General features: G+C 41.9%; 21 protein-coding genes. 6 read left to right on the top strand and 15 right to left on the bottom strand.

All coding sequences use genetic code 11. From position 1 onward, the window contains the following. Positions 1–18: 18 nt before the first annotated feature. From CHJ_RS13855 to aspA, 7 genes are all read right to left on the bottom strand, one after another. Positions 19–1,101, bottom strand: a complete 1,083-nt coding sequence (locus CHJ_RS13855; protein WP_317917940.1) for an OmpA family protein — start codon at positions 1,099–1,101, stop codon at positions 19–21. Between the two features lie 331 nt (positions 1,102–1,432). Further along, complete coding sequence (locus CHJ_RS13850) at positions 1,433–3,136, bottom strand: sodium:solute symporter family protein (protein ID WP_171752781.1); 1,704 nt, start codon at positions 3,134–3,136, stop codon at positions 1,433–1,435. Between the two features lie 12 nt (positions 3,137–3,148). After that, positions 3,149–3,415, bottom strand: a complete 267-nt coding sequence (locus tag CHJ_RS13845; protein ID WP_171752780.1) for a DUF4212 domain-containing protein — start codon at positions 3,413–3,415, stop codon at positions 3,149–3,151. A 188-nt stretch (positions 3,416–3,603) separates the two neighbouring features. Further along, a complete protein-coding gene (locus CHJ_RS13840; RefSeq protein ID WP_171752779.1) occupies positions 3,604–4,239 on the bottom strand; it encodes a response regulator transcription factor in 636 nt (211 codons plus the stop codon). Between the two features lie 189 nt (positions 4,240–4,428). After that, positions 4,429–6,228 carry a protein-disulfide reductase DsbD gene (locus tag CHJ_RS13835; protein WP_317917939.1) on the bottom strand — a complete coding sequence of 600 codons (1,800 nt, stop codon included), beginning with the start codon at positions 6,226–6,228 and terminating at the stop codon, positions 4,429–4,431. Between the two features lie 219 nt (positions 6,229–6,447). Beyond that, positions 6,448–7,749, bottom strand: coding sequence for an anaerobic C4-dicarboxylate transporter (locus tag CHJ_RS13830; RefSeq protein WP_317917938.1), 1,302 nt, complete (start codon positions 7,747–7,749; stop codon positions 6,448–6,450). A gap of 120 nt (positions 7,750–7,869) precedes the next feature. Next, complete coding sequence (gene aspA / locus CHJ_RS13825; RefSeq protein ID WP_171752776.1) at positions 7,870–9,315, bottom strand: aspartate ammonia-lyase; 1,446 nt, start codon at positions 9,313–9,315, stop codon at positions 7,870–7,872. Positions 9,316–9,662: 347 nt separating this feature from the next. Between aspA and CHJ_RS13820 the strand changes: the two genes are divergently transcribed. Then, the gene (locus tag CHJ_RS13820) at positions 9,663–10,196 is read left to right on the top strand and encodes an FxsA family protein (RefSeq protein WP_171752775.1); all 534 of its coding nucleotides are present in this window, start codon (positions 9,663–9,665) and stop codon (positions 10,194–10,196) included. Positions 10,197–10,218: 22 nt separating this feature from the next. Here CHJ_RS13820 and trmL read toward each other — a convergent pair whose 3' ends face one another. The 3 genes from trmL to CHJ_RS13805 all read right to left on the bottom strand — a co-directional run bounded on the left by trmL (position 10,219) and on the right by CHJ_RS13805 (position 12,896). Beyond that, positions 10,219–10,698 (bottom strand): tRNA (uridine(34)/cytosine(34)/5-carboxymethylaminomethyluridine(34)-2'-O)-methyltransferase TrmL, encoded by a 480-nt coding sequence (trmL, locus tag CHJ_RS13815; RefSeq protein WP_171752774.1) that lies wholly within the window; start codon positions 10,696–10,698, stop codon positions 10,219–10,221. 126 nt (positions 10,699–10,824) lie between these two features. Then, positions 10,825–12,204, bottom strand: coding sequence for an envelope stress sensor histidine kinase CpxA (gene cpxA, locus CHJ_RS13810; RefSeq protein ID WP_317917937.1), 1,380 nt, complete (start codon positions 12,202–12,204; stop codon positions 10,825–10,827). Beyond that, a complete protein-coding gene (locus CHJ_RS13805) occupies positions 12,204–12,896 on the bottom strand; it encodes a response regulator (RefSeq protein ID WP_317917936.1) in 693 nt (230 codons plus the stop codon). The genes cpxA and CHJ_RS13805 overlap by 1 nt, the downstream gene beginning before the upstream one ends. 187 nt (positions 12,897–13,083) lie before the next feature. Between CHJ_RS13805 and CHJ_RS13800 the strand changes: the two genes are divergently transcribed. From CHJ_RS13800 to pfkA, 3 genes are all read left to right on the top strand, one after another. Then, positions 13,084–13,617: a CpxP family protein gene (locus tag CHJ_RS13800; protein ID WP_317917935.1), complete on the top strand. Its 534-nt coding sequence runs from the start codon at positions 13,084–13,086 to the stop codon at positions 13,615–13,617. A 139-nt stretch (positions 13,618–13,756) separates the two neighbouring features. Then, a complete protein-coding gene (gene fieF / locus CHJ_RS13795) occupies positions 13,757–14,665 on the top strand; it encodes a CDF family cation-efflux transporter FieF (protein ID WP_317917934.1) in 909 nt (302 codons plus the stop codon). A gap of 259 nt (positions 14,666–14,924) precedes the next feature. Next, positions 14,925–15,887 carry a 6-phosphofructokinase gene (gene pfkA, locus CHJ_RS13790; protein WP_171752769.1) on the top strand — a complete coding sequence of 321 codons (963 nt, stop codon included), beginning with the start codon at positions 14,925–14,927 and terminating at the stop codon, positions 15,885–15,887. 177 nt (positions 15,888–16,064) lie between these two features. Here the strand turns inward: pfkA and tpiA are convergent, their stop codons facing one another. Beyond that, positions 16,065–16,835 carry a triose-phosphate isomerase gene (tpiA, locus tag CHJ_RS13785; protein ID WP_317917933.1) on the bottom strand — a complete coding sequence of 257 codons (771 nt, stop codon included), beginning with the start codon at positions 16,833–16,835 and terminating at the stop codon, positions 16,065–16,067. 263 nt (positions 16,836–17,098) lie between these two features. On the opposite strand from tpiA, the gene CHJ_RS13780 reads away from it, so the two are divergent. Beyond that, positions 17,099–17,446, top strand: a complete 348-nt coding sequence (locus CHJ_RS13780) for a 5-carboxymethyl-2-hydroxymuconate Delta-isomerase (RefSeq protein WP_317917932.1) — start codon at positions 17,099–17,101, stop codon at positions 17,444–17,446. Between the two features lie 8 nt (positions 17,447–17,454). Here CHJ_RS13780 and CHJ_RS13775 read toward each other — a convergent pair whose 3' ends face one another. The 3 genes from CHJ_RS13775 to glpX form a co-directional block, all read right to left on the bottom strand. Beyond that, positions 17,455–17,790 carry a DUF3135 domain-containing protein gene (locus tag CHJ_RS13775; protein WP_171752766.1) on the bottom strand — a complete coding sequence of 112 codons (336 nt, stop codon included), beginning with the start codon at positions 17,788–17,790 and terminating at the stop codon, positions 17,455–17,457. A 129-nt stretch (positions 17,791–17,919) separates the two neighbouring features. Continuing rightward, positions 17,920–18,537 (bottom strand): helix-turn-helix transcriptional regulator, encoded by a 618-nt coding sequence (locus CHJ_RS13770; RefSeq protein ID WP_171752765.1) that lies wholly within the window; start codon positions 18,535–18,537, stop codon positions 17,920–17,922. A gap of 252 nt (positions 18,538–18,789) precedes the next feature. Beyond that, positions 18,790–19,797: a class II fructose-bisphosphatase gene (gene glpX, locus CHJ_RS13765; RefSeq protein ID WP_171752764.1), complete on the bottom strand. Its 1,008-nt coding sequence runs from the start codon at positions 19,795–19,797 to the stop codon at positions 18,790–18,792. A gap of 326 nt (positions 19,798–20,123) precedes the next feature. Here glpX and zapB point away from each other — a divergent pair, with 326 nt between their 5' ends. Then, positions 20,124–20,366: a cell division protein ZapB gene (gene zapB, locus CHJ_RS13760; RefSeq protein ID WP_171752763.1), complete on the top strand. Its 243-nt coding sequence runs from the start codon at positions 20,124–20,126 to the stop codon at positions 20,364–20,366. Positions 20,367–20,470: 104 nt separating this feature from the next. Here zapB and rraA read toward each other — a convergent pair whose 3' ends face one another. Further along, positions 20,471–21,016, bottom strand: coding sequence for a ribonuclease E activity regulator RraA (gene rraA / locus CHJ_RS13755; RefSeq protein ID WP_317917931.1), 546 nt, complete (start codon positions 21,014–21,016; stop codon positions 20,471–20,473). Positions 21,017–21,020: the final 4 nt, after the last annotated feature.

The following is a 21,020-nucleotide window of genomic DNA, read 5'->3' as shown; positions in this document are numbered from 1 at the left end:
TTTTTTATTAATTATGTCTTATTGTTGGTTATTAAAGTTTGGAATGATAATGTCGACTCTTCTATTTTGCGCTCGTCCTTCAGAGGTGGAATTTGAGGCGATGGGTTGTTCTTCACCTCGACCAATTACTTTTATTCTGCTCTTTTCTATTCCTCTGTTTAATAATACATACGAGACTGATTTGGCTCGTTTCAACGACAGGTTCATATTGTGACTATAGGAGCCAGTTGAGTCCGTGTGACCCACTATTCTAACTGTTGAGTTAGGGTATTTTTTAAGGAATAAAATCAGTTCATCGAGTTTAGATAAGCTACGGTAACTTAGCTTTGCACTGTTGCTGGAAAAATTATTAGAGTCTAATTGGAGGAAAACAAAGTTATCACGACTTTTAACGATTTTAATGTTGGGCTCTACGCGCTCATTTTCTTCTTTTTTAACGGATGTTTTTTTAGCGGTGAGATTATTGTTAGCAAAGCGATATTTTGCCCCTATCAGTAAACTATGGTCATCATAAGAGCCGGTACTGTCTCCTCCAATACCACTGATTAGTTGATAGCCGGAGTATAAGGATAAATTGGGTTTCGGATCATATCCAAAGCCCATTTCGATTGTAGGAGAAAGCCCGCTGTTTGATTGTTTCACTCTGGTTGTAGAAAAGGTTTTTTCTACATCCCAGTAACTGGCTGCTAATCTGCCATATAGGCTGAATTGATTATTGAGGTAGTAGTCGTACCTTACACCGGTTTGCCATATGACCGCGTTGATATCAACGTTGGTATCCTTGGTGGAATATTGGGTGTCGAAGTTGTAGGTTAGATCCCAGCTCATGGCTTGATTAAATTGAATGCCAAACAAAATGCCATAACCAAACGTTTCTGGTTCTTTACTATTATAACTTTTATCTTCTGGAAGATTATATTCCCCTTGTATACCAATAAAGGGAACCATGGTTACTGTGTCATTGTTTAATCCTTCGCTAGTGTAACCAGTGATATGAAATAGCGTTGCTATAAATGTGATTATTTTAGCAGTGGATCTTTTGGGTGGGGATAAATTGATTTTTATAGATAAAGGGTGACTAAAAATAGGCTTGATGCTCATCTATTAAATCCTATGGTGTTATTTATTTTTGGGTAAGAGTCACACTTCTTTTAAAACTAATAAATAGGAAAATTCTTCTTTGTTTAAAATTTTATATTTAGGGTTTTACTTGTAAAAAGAGAGGTTTTTTATAGGTAAGGGTTAAATCATTTCTGATTCATTATTTTAGATTGATAGGTTATTTTGTGACTAAAAATGATATAGGTATTTTCTGAAAGAAGGGTAGGTGGGCTCAGGTTAAATGGTATTTTATATTGAGAGAGGAAATAAAAAAGAGCAAGCTAAGTTAGCTTGCTCTTTGAGTTATCTTGGATGTTAAATCCTTCGATAATTAATGATCGTGCGCTGCGCCAGAGCCTTTAGGGTAACGAATTGACTCAACCATCTCTTGTACGTCTGCTGGAACTTCTGCAGTAAACTTGTTCACTACAATTGAAACAACGAAGTTAACACACATACCTAGTGTACCAATCCCTTCAGGGCTGATGCCAAACATCCAGTTGTCTGGTGTATTCGCAGCAGGGTTTACAAACTTAAAGTAAATAATGTAAGCCGCTGTGAATGCGATACCAGAAAGCATACCGGCAATTGCCCCTTCTTTGTTCATCTTCTTATAGAAGATACCTAGGATAATGGCAGGGAAGAAGGACGATGCAGCTAGTCCGAAGGCGAATGCAACCACCTGTGCTACGAACCCTGGAGGGTTAATACCTAAGTAGCCCGCACAAACAATGGCAAAGAAGGCGGCTAAACGTGCGGCGAGCAGTTCCTGTTTATCCGTCATGTTGGGCCTAAAGCCTTTCTTCAACAAGTCATGCGAAATGGAGGTTGAGATAACCAAGAGCAGACCTGCCGCGGTAGACAATGCAGCCGCTAAGCCACCCGCTGCTAGCAGTGCAACAACCCAGTTTGGAAGTTGAGCAAGCTCAGGGGATGCCAATACAATGATATCTCGGTTGATCTTCATTTCGTTACGAGAGTCACCAGAATAGAACATTTTACCGTCGCCATTCTTATCTTCCCATGCTACCAGACCTGTGCTTTCCCAGTTTTTGTACCAGCTTGGTGCTTCTGCTGCGGCAACACCTTTCATGTCTGGACCGTTAATGGTATCAATCATATTTACACGAGCGAATGCAGCAACGGCAGGAGCAGTAGTATATAGAATTGAGATGAATACTAGAGCCCAACCCGCAGAGATACGCGCATCAGATACTTTTGGTACCGTAAAGAAACGGATGATTACGTGAGGAAGACCCGCAGTACCAACCATTAGAGCCGCACAGATAAAGAATACGTCAACCATACTCTTGGAGCCGTCGGTGTAGGCGGTAAAGCCAAGTTCTTGCGTTAAGCCATCCAGTTTATCCAGTAGATAGACATCGCTGCCTGCCATGGTTGAACCGAAGCCAAGTTGCGGAACCGGTGAACCTGTCATCATCAGTGAAGTAAAGATTGCTGGAACCATGAATGCGAAGATAAGTACGCAGTACTGAGCAACCTGAGTATAAGTAATGCCTTTCATTCCACCTAATACAGCGTAGAAGAAAACCACACCCATACCTATGATGATACCCATATTGATATCAACTTCTAGGAATCGAGCAAATACCACGCCCACACCACGCATCTGTCCAGCTACATAAGTAAACGAGACGAAGATGGCACAGAAAACGGCTACCATACGCGCTGTACGTGAGTAGTAACGGTCCCCGATAAAATCAGGCACGGTAAACTTACCAAATTTACGTAGGTACGGAGCTAAACATAGTGCCAACAATACGTAGCCACCTGTCCAACCCATAAGATATACACCACCGTCATAACCGATAAACGAGATGATACCTGCCATTGAAATAAATGAAGCTGCTGACATCCAGTCTGCTGCGGTTGCCATTCCGTTCGCGACAGGGTGTACACCACCGCCAGCTACATAGAATTCACTTGTAGAGCCTGCGCGAGCCCAAATTGCGATGCCGATATATAGCGCAAATGTAATACCGACTAAAATAAAGGTCCAAGTTTGAATATCCATTTCCAAAGCCTCTTAGTCTTCCTGTACGTTGTATTTTTTATCGAGCGAATTCATTCGCGCAACATAAACAAAAATCAGCGCCACAAAGGTATATATTGAACCTTGTTGAGCAAACCAGAAACCTAGTTTAAAGCCGCCAAATTGAATTAAGTTCAGAGCATCTACAAACAAAATTCCTGCGCCATAAGAGACTAAGAACCAGATTGCAAGTAGCGACCCCATGATGGTCAAGTTTTCCTTCCAGTAGGCTTGAGCGTGATTCGATGATTCGAATGCCATGGCCTTCTCCTTCCGTTGTGTTATTGGTGTTAATAAACTGTTACGGAATTTAGATTAGCAGCCTTATTAGAATATCTCAGTGCAACTTTAGTCGGGGGCTAAAATAGATAAACGCCCAATATATGGGCGTTTATGAAGGGTGAGTTAGAAAATGACCTTGTTAATAAGATGTTAACTTAGCCGAAGGTCTAACCTTCTGGTTCAAGTTGTTGTAGAAGGATCACAGCTTGAGTCCGGTTTTGGACTCCTAGCTTACGGAATATGGCGGTCATATGCGCTTTTATGGTGGCTTCAGAGACATTTAACTCATACGCAATTTGCTTATTGAGCAACCCGTCAGACAACATGCCAAGCACACGATATTGCTGCGGTGTTAACGAGGCAATTTTTTCAGATAAGTCAGTATTAACATGGCTGTTTTTTAACAGCTCTTCAGGGAAGAAGGGGTCACCATTAAGCACTTGGTTCAACGCGCTAACTAATGCTCGCATGTCACTGGATTTGGGAATAAAACCGAAAGCACCGTGAAGTTTTACCTGTGCAACAACACTGGGTTCTTCATTGGCGGAAATCACCACAATCGGTAGGTCTGGGTATTCTGCGCGGAGTTGAATTAAACCTGACATGCCGTTGGCTCCGGGCATTTTTAAATCAAGCAGTAATAGATCGGGTTCCGCTTCTTTATTGAGTAGTTGTAGTAGGGCATCAAGAGAATCCGCTTCCAATAGATTTGCGCCACTTATCGCCATATGAACTGACTGAAATAGCGCGTTGCGGAATAATGGATGATCATCAGCGATGATAATTGTGTAGGTCGAATCCATGACGTTATACACTCTTTATTATTTAGTAAATATTCAGTTAACAAAGCAAGTATTGTACGCTTTGGTATTTTGGACAATAACTCTAGCTTAAATTTCTGAACAGTATCGACTTTTATCTGATTTTAGTTGCGTATTGAAGCGTCATTTGCAAATAAACAAGGCTAGGGTATAGAAATCCCCTAGCATCATTTAATTTTGTTTATTTAGGTGCTCTATAAATGGTTCTGCTTCCATAAAACCGGTCAATCGAGATCGAGACTGATAATTACCATCAGCATCCCAAAAATCGATGGTCGGTAGCCCCATCACTTTTAAACGCTTAAACAGTGCAATGTCTGCCGGACTGTTTTTGGTGACATCTGCTTGCAGCAAGATATAGCCTTTTAGTTTCTCTTCAACTTCGGGCGTGTGAAAGGTGTACTTTTCAAACTCTTTACATGCCACACACCAATCGGCATAAAAGTCGAGCATCACAGGTTTGTTGGCTTTGTTGGCCAGAACAAGTTGCTGTTCCAGCTCTTCTACCGATGCGATTCGAGTAAAGCTAATGGTAGGTTGATAGGCATCAGATGAGTGGTTGCCACTCCATTGATTATAAACGGGGAGTGCAGAGGCTAAAATGCCTAACATGGCGACAATACCTAATAAACTCTGTTTCCAGCCAGCAAACTCTAGGCTGTTTTTTAAATGGTATAGCCAACCAAAGGCAAAAATACCTAGTAGCCCCCATAATGTGACAGCCCACTGTGCTGGAATAATACGTTCTAGTAAGTAGATAGGGGCGGCAAGCAATATAAAGCCAAATAGGATTTTTACCCTGTCCATCCATGCACCCGCTTTAGGTAGCAATTTATTACCGAATACGGCAACGGTGATCAGTGGAATACCCATACCTAGGCCGAGTGCATAAAGAGCGACTCCTCCCGTTAGTAGGTCGCCACTTTGTGCGACATAAAGCAAGGCGCCAGAAAGTGGTGCGGTAGTGCAAGGTGAACAGACTAAGCCTGAGATGGCGCCCATTAAGAACACCCCGCCAATATTGCCACCTTGCTGTTTGTTACTTTGATTGTTTAACCAGGTTTGAATGGCGGAGGGCAGTTGCAAGGTATACGCACCAAACATAGAAAGTGCCAATAGTATAAACATGATACTTAGGCCAATGAGCACGTAAGGGTGCTGCAACGCCGCCTGAAATTGTAATCCGGCAGAGGCAACAACTAAACCAAGTAAGGTATAGGTTAAAGCCATCCCCTGTACATAAACAAAGGATAAGCTTAACGCTCTAGATTGCGATAATTTGCCATTACCAAGAACGATACCAGTCAATATTGGATACATAGGGAACACGCAAGGTGTAAACGCCAGTCCAATACCTAGAGCAAGAAAAAGTAATGGCGTCCACCAGTTGTCCGCTAGCTGTCCGGCAAGTAACGATTCTTGATTGTCAGATAAGGTGTTTTGCTGAACGGTGTTGTTACTCGTTGCGCTAGTTTGCTCCGCTGATGAAGCCACGGAGGCGTCGTTTGCGGAGAGAGGATTTACCTCTATTAAACGTGTTTCAGGGGGATAGCAGAACCCTGCTTTTGCACAGCCTTGGTACTTAACAATAAGTCGCGCTTTATCATTAATACTGGTAACCGGTACTTGTATGGTGAGCGGCTCGGTGTAAATTTGAACCGAACCAAAAAATTGATCTTTATACGGCTTTCCTTGTGGCTGAACAAGAGAGCCAATCGTACCGTTTTCGATGCTAACGGAGAATTGATGCTGATACAGATAATACTCTGGTTTTACATCCCAATTTAAGTAAACGGTACTATTTACCTGATTGGAGGAGAAAGGGAATGCCTCATTAACGGTAACAAAACGACTATTGCCATTATCAAATGAAGAAACTGCGCTCTGTTGATCGTTTTTGCCAAATAAGGCAAAAGAGGAGAAAGAGATCGAAAGCAGGCTAATAAATACAATGGATAAAAATGCGCGCATAAAATGTAGTAAACCCAATTATTACTTATGAAACATCAGACCGATGATCCAAACAATTAGTTTCATCTTATCGTTATTTAATCAAATTTTATACCCAATATATGGCGAGTTATTGGTGCAGCTTAATCGACTATGAGTTAAGTGCAGAGTTTTGCTACGGTGAGAAATAAAAAAGGAGGCAGAGCCTCCTTATATGAATACCTTAAAGTGACTTAACTATTACAGAATAAGACCACCGAAAGCAAAACCAAGTGCAACAGATGTTGCGATAGTAACCACACCCGGAATGAAGAATGGGTGGTTAAATACGTATTTACCAATACGCGTAGAGCCCGTGTCATCCATCTCAACAGCTGCAAGCAGTGTTGGGTATGTTGGTAGTACAAACAGTGCACTTACCGCAGCAAAAGAAGCAACCGCAGTCAGTGGTGCAACACCAATAGCAAGTGCCGCTGGCATTAGCGCTGTAGTTGTTGCGCCTTGAGAATAAAGCAGCATAGATGCAAAGAATAGAGTAATCGCAAGCATCCAAGGATACTGTTCTAGAAGGTTTGCAGAGAACTCTTTGATTTCAGCAATGTGGCTGGAAACAAAGGTATCACCTAACCATGCAACACCAAGAACACACACACAAGCACTCATACCAGACTTAAATGTCGCAGCATTGGCGATTTGAGATGCGTCAATCTTTGTGATCATAACAATGGCGGTCGCCGCTGTTAACATAAGCGCCATAATGGCATGGTTACGGCCAATAGTAGGTTCTTCGATTAATCCTACTGTGCCACTAATCATTGTCGCGTAGGTGACTACTGCAACGATTGCCGCTAAGAAGATGTAAACGGATGTTTTAGCTGAAGGCAAAATGTCACGCTTTGTTGCGCCTTTCATTTTAATTAGCCCTTTTGCTAAACGCTCTTGATAAACATCGTCATCTTTGAGTTCTTTACCCATTAGGTTAGCCACAAAAGCACCGACCATACAGGCAACGAATGTTGTTGGAATACATACCGCAAGTAGTGTTAGGTAATCAACACCTAGCGGCTCAAGAATCCCAGAGAAGAAAACAACCGCGGCTGAAATTGGTGATGCTGTAATCGCGATTTGTGAGGCAACAACGGCAATAGATAGAGGTCGTGATGGACGAACTCCTTGCTCTTTTGCTACTTCGGCGATAACCGGCAAAGTAGAGAATGCCGTATGACCTGTACCCGCAAGCAGTGTCATTACGTAAGTAACGATTGGTGCGTAAAAGGTAATGTGTTTTGGATTTTTACGTAGAAATTGCTCAGCAAGATCAACCAGCCAATCCATACCACCAGCAACTTGCATAGCCGCGATTGCAGTGATAACTGACATGATAATTAGAATAACGTCAACTGGTATGCTACCAGCGTCTAGTCCAAGTAGCATGGTAAGTGCGATCACACCTGCACCACCAGCAAAGCCGATACCAATACCACCGATTCTTGCCCCCAAGAATATGAATAGTAGAACGACCAATAATTGAATCATAACCATAGGTTGTACCTCAAAGTTTTATTAAAATGTGTAGTAAAAGAATAAAAACTGGATTTAAAAAAGGGCTTAAAGTGTAAGCCCTTGTTAAATTTGAGGAATCCTTTCCGTTGCTTATCCCTGCTAATCGTAGCGTTTCGCTTTATATTGCGGCTTCATTAGATTGCCGACAGAGAAAATGTCGTTAAGCTCATCTTCTGTCAGTAGTCCTCGTTCAAGTACTACTTCGCGAACACTCTTGCCGGTATCTGCGCAGATTTTGCCGACGATATCGCCTTCGTGATGGCCAATATATGGATTCAGGTAGGTCACAATACCAATAGAGTTGAACACAAACGCTTCACATACTTCTTTGTTTACTGTGATGCCATCTACACACTTGTCACGTAGGTTAATACAAGCATTTTTAAGAAGATCGAGTGATTCGAACATGCTTTGTGCAATAACAGGTTCCATTACGTTAAGTTGTAATTGACCACCTTCAGCGGCAAAAGAGATGGTGGTATCGTTACCCATCACTTTAAAGCAGACTTGGTTAACGACTTCTGGAACCACAGGGTTAACTTTTGCAGGCATAATAGAAGATCCTGCTTGTAGTTCCGGTAAATTGAGTTCGTTAAAACCAGCTCTTGGTCCTGATGAAAGTAAACGAAGGTCATTACAGATCTTGGATAATTTTACGGCTAAGCGTTTTAGTGAGCCATGAACCATTACGTAAGCGCCACAATCTGAAGTTGCTTCTATCAGGTTCTCCGCTGGAACGCATTTTAAACCTGATACATCAGCAAGGTGCTTAACGGCAAGAACTTGGTAACCATCAGCCGCATTTAGACCAGTACCAATAGCGGTTGCACCTAAATTCACTTCTAGCAATAGTTTGGATGTGTATCTTAAGTTACGAATATCTTCGTCTATGGTGACGGCCCACGCTTTAAACTCTTGTCCTACAGTCATAGGAACAGCGTCTTGAAGCTGAGTTCTGCCCATTTTCAGAACTTTATCGAACTCTTGGCTTTTTAGTTCAAATGCCCCTTTAAGGTATTCAACGGCGTCAATAAGCTTTTGTATACTGTTGTATACAGCAACGCGGAATCCTGTCGGATAAGCACAGTTGGTCGACTGGCTTTTGTTTACATGGTCATTTGGGTTAATAAACTCGTATTGACCTTTTTCTTTTCCCATTAACTCTAACGCAACGTTGGCAATTACTTCATTAGTATTCATGTTGACTGATGTACCTGCGCCACCTTGGAATACATCCGAAGGGAACTGATCCATGCATTTACCACTTTCAAGAATAACGTCACACGCTTGAATGATGTAATTTGCTACTTGGCTAGGAATAACGCTCAGCTCTTTGTTTGCTAATGTGGCCGCTTTTTTGGTCATTACCATGCCGCGAACAAATTCTGGTACGTCAGAAATGGTGTTGTTGGAAATATTGAAGTTTTCGATAGCTCGAAGAGTGTGAATACCGTAGTAAGCATCGTTAGGAACATGACGTTCGCCGAGTAGATCGTGCTCAATACGTGTTGCTGGTTTTGCTTTTGGATTCTTAATTTTAGTCATAATTTTAGCCTTTGGATAATTATGCTGACATTGTTTTAGTTTCTGGCCATTTCTGTGTCAAAGAATCCATTCGACAGATTTTTTGGCTCCTAATCCTTCCGGGCTTCAGGCGCATAATACTTCTTTATAGTTAGAAAAGTAGTAGATGGATCACCTTTATTGTCAATAATATGTCATTTTTTTTTCTATATGTACGTGATATCACATATTTCTATATAAGCGAATTTTTGTAGGACATTTTAGTGTGCTCCTGTAAGGCTAGATTATTTATTCGTCGCTTGATAGGGTATGCTGTAAGCTAACAAAACCTCATAGCATGAGGTGAATAATATTCTACTGGAGTGCCTGTGTTTCCTATCTTACTGTTGCTGTTTATTTGTGTTCCTGTCATTGAAATTGGCCTATTTATTCAAGTCGGTGGATTTCTGGGGTTATGGCCAACAATGGCATTGGTGTTGGTGACGGCTTTTGTGGGAGCATCGTTGGTACGAAGTCAGGGGCTTCAGACGCTAATGTCAGTACAAGGTCGCCTTCAACAAGGTGAAATACCGGCTCAGCAGATACTTGAAGGGGTAATGTTGGCGGTTGCCGGCGTGTTGTTATTGACTCCCGGTTTTATGACAGACGCATTCGGTATGTTGGTATTGCTTCCTGCGCCTAGAGCTAAAATTGCCAAAGAGTTAATGAAGCGAGTGAAAGTGAATTCTATCTCTTCGGGCGGCTTTCATGCTCAGAGCGGTTTTGGTCAATCTCCATTTGGACAAGATCCATTCAACTCCACTCAAAATGATAACAATACCTTCGAGGGAGAATATGAGCGTAAAGAGGATGAGGCTGATACAAAGCCAAACAACAATGACGGTAATAACCGCTTAAATTAATTTGGCTCTAATAAACTCTAGATTATATTGCACCTTCAAAACCTTGCTGACGCCATGCTTCAAACGCAATAATGGCTACGGCGTTAGAGAGGTTTAGGCTACGGCTATCAGGCATCATAGGAATTCGAATTCTCTGTTCCATCGGTAAACTTTCAATAAGCTCCGCAGGCAGTCCTCGTGTTTCGGGGCCAAAAAGTAGAACATCGCCATCCTGATAACTCGCATCAATATGGTGGCCAGTGGTTTTTGTTGTGCAGGCAATTAAACGAAAATCACCTTCTCGCTGATCGGTTAAATACTCTATAAATGCCGCTAAATCTTTATGCCTTTTCACTCTAGCAAGGTCACGATAATCTAGCCCCGCTCTGCGAACTTTCTTCTCTTCTAAGTCAAATCCTAGTGGCTCGATTAGGTGAAGATTAGCGCCACAGTTAGCACATAGGCGAATAATATTACCGGTATTCGGCGCAATTTCAGGTTCATATAAAGCGATGTCTAACATGTATCTGTGGTCACTCTGTTGGCAGTATGGATGTACTGATGATGCGAATTGGTTAATGAGGCGAAAGTATAACGAATGCTGCGGTACAAACCAGTACCGCAGTGAAGTTTTTTAATGACAGGACACTTACTGCTGGACGGGAAGTGTAATGGTGACCTTTAAGCCGCCCAAAGTGCTTTTTTCTGCTTTAATTGAGCCATTATGCTGGCGTACGGCGCTTTCCGTTATCGCTAACCCTAATCCTGCCCCACCGGAGTGTCTATCTCTAGCGGTTGACACTCGATAGAATGGCCTAAATATATCGCTTAATTCAGATTCAGGTACCCCACCACCATCATCGCAAACACAAATGCTAAGAGTTTGCTGTTGTAAAGTGAACTGAACATCGATTTTGCCATGAGAATAGTGAATGGCATTGCGCACAATGTTCTCTACGGCACTCATTAATAAGCTTGGATTTCCCGTGATATTGCATTGCGGAATGTCACTATAGACCAGCGCTTTGTTTACTTGCTCTGCTTCAAATTGAGCATCAGCAATCAGTTCCGCCCATAGTGTTGAAGCGCTGTGTTCTTCGCGCTGTTGATGGCTGTTCATTTGCATTCTCGACAGTTCTAACAGCTCACCAATCATTTTCTCTAAGCGTTCTGCTTCGGTATCAATTCGAGTGAGTTCGTCACTGTCCCCTTGTTTTCTTTTTGCTAGTGCGTTTGCCATACGTAAGCGTGTCAATGGGGAGCGAAGCTCATGAGAAATATCAGAAAGTAACCGCTGATGGCCTGACATCATTTGGTTAATTGCCAGTACCATCTGGTTAAATGCGGCTCCAGCTTCTCTAAATTCTGAGCTGCCTTTCTCCAATTTAGGATCAACCACAAATTCTCCGTTGGCGACTCTTAAGGCTGCTTGTTGTAAACGTCTTGCGGGTTTACTTAATGCGTAAGCCAGCCACATAAGTAGCGGTGTACTAATGAACATCACCACAAGGAGCAGCTGAAAAGGTTTATCAAATAACTGCAATAAAAATGGCGGCGTTCTGTTGTCCCATTTCTCGCTAAGGTAGAGAAACATGGTTGTACCAGCGATAACTACAGGTTCTGGCCCCACAATTAATAGGCGACCATAGAGACGCTGCTGAGGATGATCAAAGCTGTCCAAACCGGTGATGAAGTTTTGTATGGCCTTACTTTGCATTCGGCTATGTTTCGTAATTAGTGCGCCATTGGTATCCGTTAAGTAGTAGTTTTTCTTATCGTCCCCTCTCTCTTTGCGTGAAAAACGATCTAACTCCATCAGAGAAGCCGTTAGAGAATAACGATCTCCGTACTCTTCCGTAATGTAACCGGCAATTCGCTCTAACTTGTTTATATTCCGTTGTGGTGCGGAATGGATCTGTCTTGGGTCAAACTGCTGTGCGATCAGAACGCCAATGAGAACCAAAAACATGGTAAACCAGAAAATAGCGAATATTCGGCCGTATAGGTTAGAGATTTTAGGAATGCGCATTAATCCTCCTCAACCAACAGATATCCTCTTCCTCTGAGGGTTTTTATTCGAGGCTTTTTATTGGCACGCTCGGGAAGTTTTTTTCGCAGGTTGGATACATGCATATCAATCGCTCGATCGAAAGGCGCCAGTCTTTTGCCTAATACCTCCATGCTTAATGACTCTTTGGTGACACTTTCTCCGGGGTGTTGCACAAAATAAGCTAAAAGAGCAAATTCTGTTGTGGTGAGATCCAGTGGCGCATCAGAGCAGAATGCTTCCTGCTTTCCTGGATAAACCTTAATGTCTTGGTATTGGATATAGTCGCTGGTTTTGTTGGACTTTAATGGCTGAGTTCGACGTAATATGGCTTTAATTCTGGCAAGAAGCTCACGGTCACTAAAGGGTTTTGGCAGGTAGTCATCGGCACCGAGCTCTAAACCGATCACTCTGTCGATCTCTTCTCCTTTTGCCGTCAGCATAAGTACAGGGATCTGCCAGTTCTCTCGAAGCTTTTTAAGCATGTCCATGCCGTTCATTTTTGGCATCATGACATCCAATAGAATAAGGTCGATACTCTCATGCACTGATGCAAGTCCTGCTTCGCCGTCATTGGCTTCGGTAACATTAAACCCTTCAAAGGTGAGTACCTCTTTTAGTAATGATGTTAATTCAGTGTCATCATCAACCAATAAAATGTTTGTTGCACTCATAACCAAGCCACCTTTTGTATTCGCTAATTGCTGTTTACTATTGTTGATCTTACAAAGAAAAAACGCTACTGCTTGTCTATTTACGATTCTTTACGTTGTCTATACGTTGCTTTACCTTGCAGATCCTATTCTATACTCAACCGCTGTGAAGACAGCACCGAATAATAAGTTGAGTAAGGAATTAATTATGAACAAGACTAAAAAAATCGTTATCGCTGCTGCTGTTCTTCCAATGATGTTTGCAACGGCTAGTGCTTATGCTTTTGGTGGTAAAGATGGCGGCCGAGGTATGGACCGAGATGGTTTTGGTGGTAAATGTGGTGGCATGGATAGAGGTATGCTTCGCGATTTAGACCTAACCGATGAGCAGAAAGATCAGTTCCAAGACCTTCGTCAGGCAAAACGTGATGAGATGCGTGGAAAATTTTCTGAGAATCAAGCCGAATTTCAGGCCGAAATGAAAGCGTATCAAGCAGAAGTACAAGACTTGGTATTAGCCGCTGATTTTGACCAACAAAAAGCTCAGGAACTTGCGGCAACTATGGTAGAGAAACAGACTGAACGCCGTGTTGCAATGCTGCAAGCTCGCCATGAAATGATGAACATTTTAACGGATGAGCAAAAAGCGAAAGTGAAAGAACTTCAGCAAGAGAGAATGGAACAATGCTCAGAAAGAATGGAGCGCAAAATGAGTAAGATGAAGAATACTCAATCAAATTAGGATTGCAGACTTTTCGTTAACAACATCAATGAGGCAGCCACAGGGCTGCCTCTTTTCTATTTTATTTCATGATAAATCCATACCCAAGTCACATAATGACCGCTATAATCAGCTTGAAATACACTCATTTTAGCTGAATATGAAAAAGGAATACCGTCGACTAGTTACTCTTGCCGCATGGACGGCAACTGGCGTAGCGACCTTATTACTGATTGTTAAAATTGCTATTTGGTGGATAACGGGCTCAGTAAGCTTGTTGGCCTCACTGATCGATTCTGTATTGGATATTGCAGCATCGGGGGTTAACCTCGTTGTTATTCGGTATGCCTTACAGCCCGCAGATAAAGAACATACATTTGGTCATGGTAAAGCCGAATCGCTAGCGGCATTGGCACAGGCGATGTTCATCTCCGGTTCCGCTTGTTTTCTCATTTTAAATGGTATTGATCGCTTCTTCCGTCCTCAACCGCTTAACTCTCCTGAACTTGGTGTCTACGTCAGTATTTTTGCCTTTGTTATCACGCTTGGTCTGGTGATTTTTCAAAAATACGTGGTTAGAAAAACCGGTAGCCAAGCTATCGCTGCCGATTCTTTGCATTATCAAACTGACCTCTATATGAACTTAGCAATTGCAGTCGCACTAGGGTTAAGTTATTTCGGCGTAACCAAAGCCGATGCGGTGTTCGCCATTGTAATTGGTATTTTTATTTTAATCAGCGCGTACAAAATGGTGAGCGAAGCGATTCAATCATTACTTGATCGCCAACTTCCTGAAGAAGAGCTAGATAAAATTCGTCAAGTTGCCGTCCAAGTGGATGGCGTTCTCGGGGTGCACCAAGTGAGAACTCGAATGTCTGGCCCCGTTCGTTTTATACAACTCCATTTAGAACTGAGTGATGAAATCGCCCTGATTGAAGCGCATAAGATTTCGGATCAGGTTGAAAGCAACATTGAACAGATTTTTCCCGGTTCGGATATTATTATTCATCAAGACCCATATTCTGTTGTTTATAGCAGTGAAAAAGAGCAATTAGAACAAGGGTGGTAAAGATATTTTATTACAGAAATAGGGCATTTTAGCCATTGTTTGACTATATTTTGTGCAAAAGAGTGAAAGTAAGTTCGATTCTGATATGAATCAACTAAGTTTTTCAGCAAAATTGTAATACTCTTTCATAAGTAAAAAAGTTTCAGTGTTGTACTATAAAAGAAATAGCTGAAAAACAATGAACAAGTACAACGCATTTTATATTTTCGCCATTTATGGCATTTAAAGTTTTATATTTGATTTGATATCGAGGGTGAGCATGATTAAAAAAATCGGTGTTTTGACGAGTGGGGGTGATGCACCCGGAATGAATGCTGCGGTTCGCGGTGTTGTTCGTACCGCTTTGTCAGCAGGTGTTGAGGTGTACGGCATTTATGATGGCTATCTTGGCCTTTATGAAGGTCGCATTGAAAAGCTTGACCGTTCTAGTGTTTCTGATGTGATTAACCGCGGTGGTACTTTCTTAGGTTCTGCCCGTTTTCCTGAGTTCAAAGAGGTTTCTATTCGTGAAAAAGCGATAGAAAACCTTAATAAACATGGTATTGAAGCTCTGGTTGTTATTGGTGGTGATGGTTCTTATATGGGAGCTAAGAAGCTAACTGAGATGGGCTATCCATGTATTGGTCTTCCGGGTACTATCGATAATGATATTGCTGGAACCGACTATACTATCGGTTATTTAACCGCATTGAACACTGTTATAGATGCGATTGACCGTTTACGTGATACGTCATCTTCTCACCAACGTATTTCTATTGTTGAGATTATGGGACGTCATTGTGGTGATCTTACTCTAATGTCTTCTATTGCTGGTGGTTGTGAGTACATCATTACGCCAGAGCAGCCATGGAGCAAGGAAGAGCTAATAGAAAGCTTACAAAATGGCATCGCCAAAGGTAAGAAGCACGCTATTATTACCTTAACCGAGTTGATGATGGATGCGAACGATCTAGCCAAAGATATTGAGCAGGCAACGGGTCGAGAAACAAGAGCAACAGTTCTTGGTCATATTCAACGTGGTGGTCGTCCTACAGCGTTTGACCGTGTCTTAGCCTCTCGTATGGGCAACTATGCCGTGCACCTATTAATGGAAGGCCATGGTGGACGTTGTGTTGGCATCCAAAAAGAAGAGTTGGTACATCACGACATTATTGATGCGATTGAAAATATGAAGCGTCCTGTTCGTACCGATCTGTATCAAGTGGCTGACGAGTTGTTCTAACGCAATCTACTATGGTAAAAGATTCAAAAACGGCAATCTGATGATTGCCGTTTTTTTATGTCTACTTTTTCAAGTTTCACTCTACAGAGCGAGAAGTTGAGTAGAGTGACTATGAATGAGCCATAAAAAAAGCCAGCAAATGCTGACTTTTTCGTTCAATGCTATAAACAGAGTTTATTAAGCTTTTGCTTCAGCTGCTGCTTTAGCAATAGCGGCAAAACCTTGTGCATCAAGAGCTGCACCACCAACTAGCGCGCCATCGATATCAGGCATTGAGAATAGTTCTGCTGCATTTTCAGCTTTAACAGAACCGCCGTATTGGATAACAAGATTCTTCGCTACTTCTTCACTTGATTCAGCAATGTGTGCACGAATAGCTGCATGGATGTTTTGTGCTTGTTCAGCTGTTGCTGCTTTACCAGTACCGATAGCCCAGATTGGCTCATACGCTACGATAGCACCGTTTAATGCTTCAACACCTTGTGTTTTAATTACAGCATCAAGTTGACGAGCACATACTGCTACCGTTTCACCAGCTTCGTTTTGTGCTTCTGACTCACCAATACAAAGTACTGGTGTTAGGCCGTTTTCTTTTAGAAATGCAAATTTCTTAGCTACGAACTCATCGGATTCTTCATGGTACTCACGACGCTCAGAGTGACCAATAATGATGTGTGATGCAGAGAAATCTTTAAGCATTTCAGGAGACATATCACCAGTGTAAGCACCGCTGTTGTTTACGTCACAGTTTTGAGCACCAAGAATAATTTTGTTGCCGCCTTCTTTGATCAGACGCTCAGCAAGATCGATATAAAGTGCAGGTGGAGCTACTGCTACGTCAACTCCAGTTACGCCTTCAAGTGCAGCGTTAAGTCCATTTAGCAGCTCAGTGACCATTGTTTTGCTGCCGTTTAGTTTCCAGTTACCCATAACTACAGGATGACGCATAAGGATATCTCCAAAATAATTAATGTAAAAATAAAACAAGATTACGAAAGAATATAACAGATAACGGTTGCTAGATCATGACTCTAATCATGTCTTTTGCGGATCTTTCCGACAACAGAATGGAGCAAAAATGGTTGAGAGTGATCTAGCAAACAAAATGATAGCTAATTTTACAGAGGATGCGATGTTTAATGTATCTTAAATGTTAATTAATTTTAAAATCCTAGTTTCAATAGAGAGACAAAAGGTGCAAGGACGACTTAATGCCAAACTTAGTATTAGAGTACACCAATTCTGTAGATGAACGAGTGAATATTCAGGGACTGTTAGAAGACTTACATCAGGTTGCTATTGATAGTGATCTGTTTCAAGCCATTGACGTTAAATCTCGTGCTCTCCGTTGTCATCATTGGTTGATAGGTGAGCTAAGCGATAGTGAAGATTTTATCCATATTACGTTTGAGCTGCTAGATGGTCGAACGCAAGAACAAAAGCAGCAACTGTCAGCAAACTTAATGGCCGTACTTACTGAACAGGCTAGCGGTGTAAAAAGTTTATCGGTAAATATGCGAGATATGGATAGAAGCACCTTCCAAAAAGTCGTTTTATAACTTGATGATCATTGTGTTTGTCGTGGAGAAAAAGGAATGATCTCTGCGCTCTGTACACTATCAAGATCCCCTTCTAAAGCGACTTTAAATTTTCCCATTTGAGCACTGAGCTCTTGCGCTAATACCATGTTGGTTTGATAGGGGTTTTTACAGCGTTTAATGACACGATCTATATGGCTTTGTTGGGCTCGTAACCTTGGTTGCATCTCTACCGACGCGATAGTAATCACTTGCTCACACAGCTCCAACTTGAATCTGTCGAACTCTTGCGGATCATTCTCTGCTAAGTCAACCAACTCGTCAAATGATGGTAACTCTGGGTCATAAACAGCACTATTCTCCATAAAGCTCTCCTTACATACAAGCTGGCCGTTAACTACAGTTTAGTCAATAAAGGCCAATAAGGTGAAATTTTGATTGGTCAGGCTGTTTATCAGATTTGGATGAATAACAAGAGATAGGAAAGAAAAATATCAGTTTTGGGTGATTAGATAGACGCAGCGGCGCTCATCATTAATGATGTGTTCGGTTCGTTCTATATGAACGTCGTCGCCAAAAAGTGATTGAAAAACATTGAGTTCGGATTGACATAATGTTGGGCAAGACGTAGCTGCTTTGCATATTGGGCAGTGATTTTCGATCAGCAATGTCCCTTCAGCGGTGATTTGCATTTCTGCCATGTAGCCGTCAGATTCTCTAAGCGAAACAAGCTTACTGATTTTATCGGTTAGATTATCAATAGATTCTAATTCGTTTTGATAACGGGATAGCATCTGTTTTTCACGCTCTAAGGCAACCTGATTAATGCCTTCCTGACCAAATAGTGTGCCCACCGCTTCAATCACCTGAATAGAAAGTTCGTTATGTCGATCCGAGAATTGGTTGTGTGCTTTATTGGTTAACTTCCAGTTTCGTGTGGGTCGTCCTACTTTCACTTTAACATCGTAAAACTCCACCAAACCTGCATCATTTAGAGCTTGTAGGTGTTGTCTTGCACCCATGCTGGTCATGTTAAGATCTTCAGCGAGCTGTTTTGCTGTAACTGAACCGTCTCTTTTCAGTTTTTCTAGAATTACATCTGCGGTTTTCATTTTTACCCTAATCAACAATAAGACAAGTTAGCAAGCATATACTCAAGTGACCTCAAGATGCAGGATTCAGAACGGCATCAACAGGTTCAGTTCAAGAAAGATAATCGAAGAAATGGATTCCCTTTCAAGGTTAATACATATTATGAAGAAAGTAATTTATAAAGCAAATGCTTGATTAATCGAAATGAAAAAGCACGACACAGGCGTGCTTTTTTCGGTTATTCAATGTCGTTGATTGAGAGTAAAGACGATCTAAAGAATAAACGCTCTCTCTTCTTGGTCTTTTCGCTCAAGGTAGTGGATAGACTTAATACGGCGAATCGTTCGGCAGCGGCCGCGAATAAGCAGTGTCTCGGTTGTGGCAATGTTACCGTTACGAGTAATACCTTCTAGCAGATCCCCTTTGGTAATACCTGTGGCAGAGAAGACAACATTATCACTACGTGCCATATCATTCATGGTTAATACAATACCAGCCGTCACGCCCATCTCTTTGCAGCGAGTGAGTTCTAGCTCGCCATGGCGACGATTCTCTTCAGTGTCACCTTTTACCTCATGACGAGGTAGAAGTCTTCCGTGCATGTCACCATCGAGCGCACGAATTACAGCAGCGGAGACAACGCCTTCTGGTGCGCCACCAATACAATACATTACGTCCACTTCGCTATCTGGCATACAGGTAAGAATAGACGCTGCAACATCGCCATCTGGAACAGCAAAAACACGTACACCCATTTTTTGCATTTCAATAATAGTTTGGTCATGTCTAGGCTTTGCTAAAGTAATAACAACAAGGGTATCAAGCGTTTTATTTAACGCTTTGGCGATGTTTTCTAAGTTCTCAGCCAACGGCTTGTTTAAATCGATACATCCTTTTGCCTGAGGACCGACAACAAGCTTTTCCATATACATGTCAGGCGCTTTTAGAAAACTCCCTTTTTCTCCAGCAGCAAGAACAGCCAATGCGTTGGCTTGTCCCATTGCTGTCATACGAGTCCCTTCAATAGGATCTACTGCAATATCAACGCTGTCGCCACCGACGCCAACTTGCTCGCCAATATAAAGCATTGGGGCATCATCAATTTCGCCTTCACCAATGACGATCTCGCCATCGATTTCGGTTTTATTTAGCAAGCTACGCATTACTTCAACGGCAGCACCATCCGCCGCGTTTTTGTCTCCTCGTCCCAGCCACTTATAGCCAGCAAGTGCAGCACCCTCAGTTACTCGAGAAAATGCCATTGCTAAATCGCGTTTCATATTCGCTCCAATTAAATTGTATAGGAAAATTTTGGCGGGATTTTATCACACAAATTAGTAAACGTTTGCTTTTGTTTGATGTGCAAAATGGCTTAGTACAAGCTGTTCTAGTTAGACATTATTTGATTAACTTGTGTGTTTACAACAAAGCCAATAGTTACCCTTGAGGAGCTTGTTAACGGTATGCTGATCAGTTGTTTCATCATGGAATTGTAAATAATCGAGTTAAATTTGAGCATCTGACACATTTTTTATCAGATAGTATATGCCTATTGAGCGAGGTCTGAGTAGAATAAGCGATACAGAATTATTTAAGGTAAGCGAAAATGTCTTTAGATGTATTGGAACAACTTGAAGCGAAAATTCAAACTGCGGTAGATACTATTACCTTGCTTCAAATGGAAGTTGAAGAGTTAAAACAAACCAACCAACAAATTGGTGAAGAAGTGGATTCGGTGAAAGCTGAAAAAGCAGAATTAGAGCAACAAAACCAGCAGATGCAAGTAGAGCATGACGCGTGGCAAGAGCGGATAAGAACGCTACTTGGTAAAATGGAAGATGTGGAGTAATTTCTAGTCCATTTTAAAGTTACTTGACTCAGTCTAAATACAAAAAAGCCATTGAATTCGATCAGCGACTCAATGGCTTTTTTTCGTTGTGAACAAGAGATAACTTACTGATCGTCATCCATTATCGTATCAAAATCGTCCTCATCATCTTCATCAGTGCTATCCAACTGAGTTTCAAGAGGCTCTTGTGACAAGATAATGCCGGTGTTATCTGCATAAACGTAATCTTCAGGTAAGAATGTGACGCCGCCAAAGTTGACTGGCACATCAATGTCACCAATATCATTTTTACTCGCGCCAACAGGAATAGAGGCTAATGCCTGAATACCGATACTCATGTCTTCAAGTTCGTCGACTTCGCGGATACAACCATAAATGACCATACCTTCCCACTCATTCTCTTCAGCAAGCGCAGCTAATTCAGCATCAATGAGCGCTTTGCGGAGTGAGCCACCACCGTCAACAAGTAAGATTCGTCCATTACCGTCTTCTTCAAGTACGGTACGAATAAGGCCATTATCTTCAAAACACTTAACTGTGGTGATTTGACCTGCGAATGAAGCGCACCCACCAAAGTTACTGAACATTGGTTCCACAACGTCAACCTGATCTAGGTAAATATCGCACAGGGCAGAAGTATTATATTCCATACGC

It is taken from the genome of Vibrio sp. MACH09 (assembly GCF_033238805.1).
Lineage (GTDB): Bacteria > Pseudomonadota > Gammaproteobacteria > Enterobacterales > Vibrionaceae > Vibrio.
The sequence above is the reverse complement of the archived record's forward strand: the minus strand, read 5'-3'. Positions and strand labels throughout refer to the sequence as shown.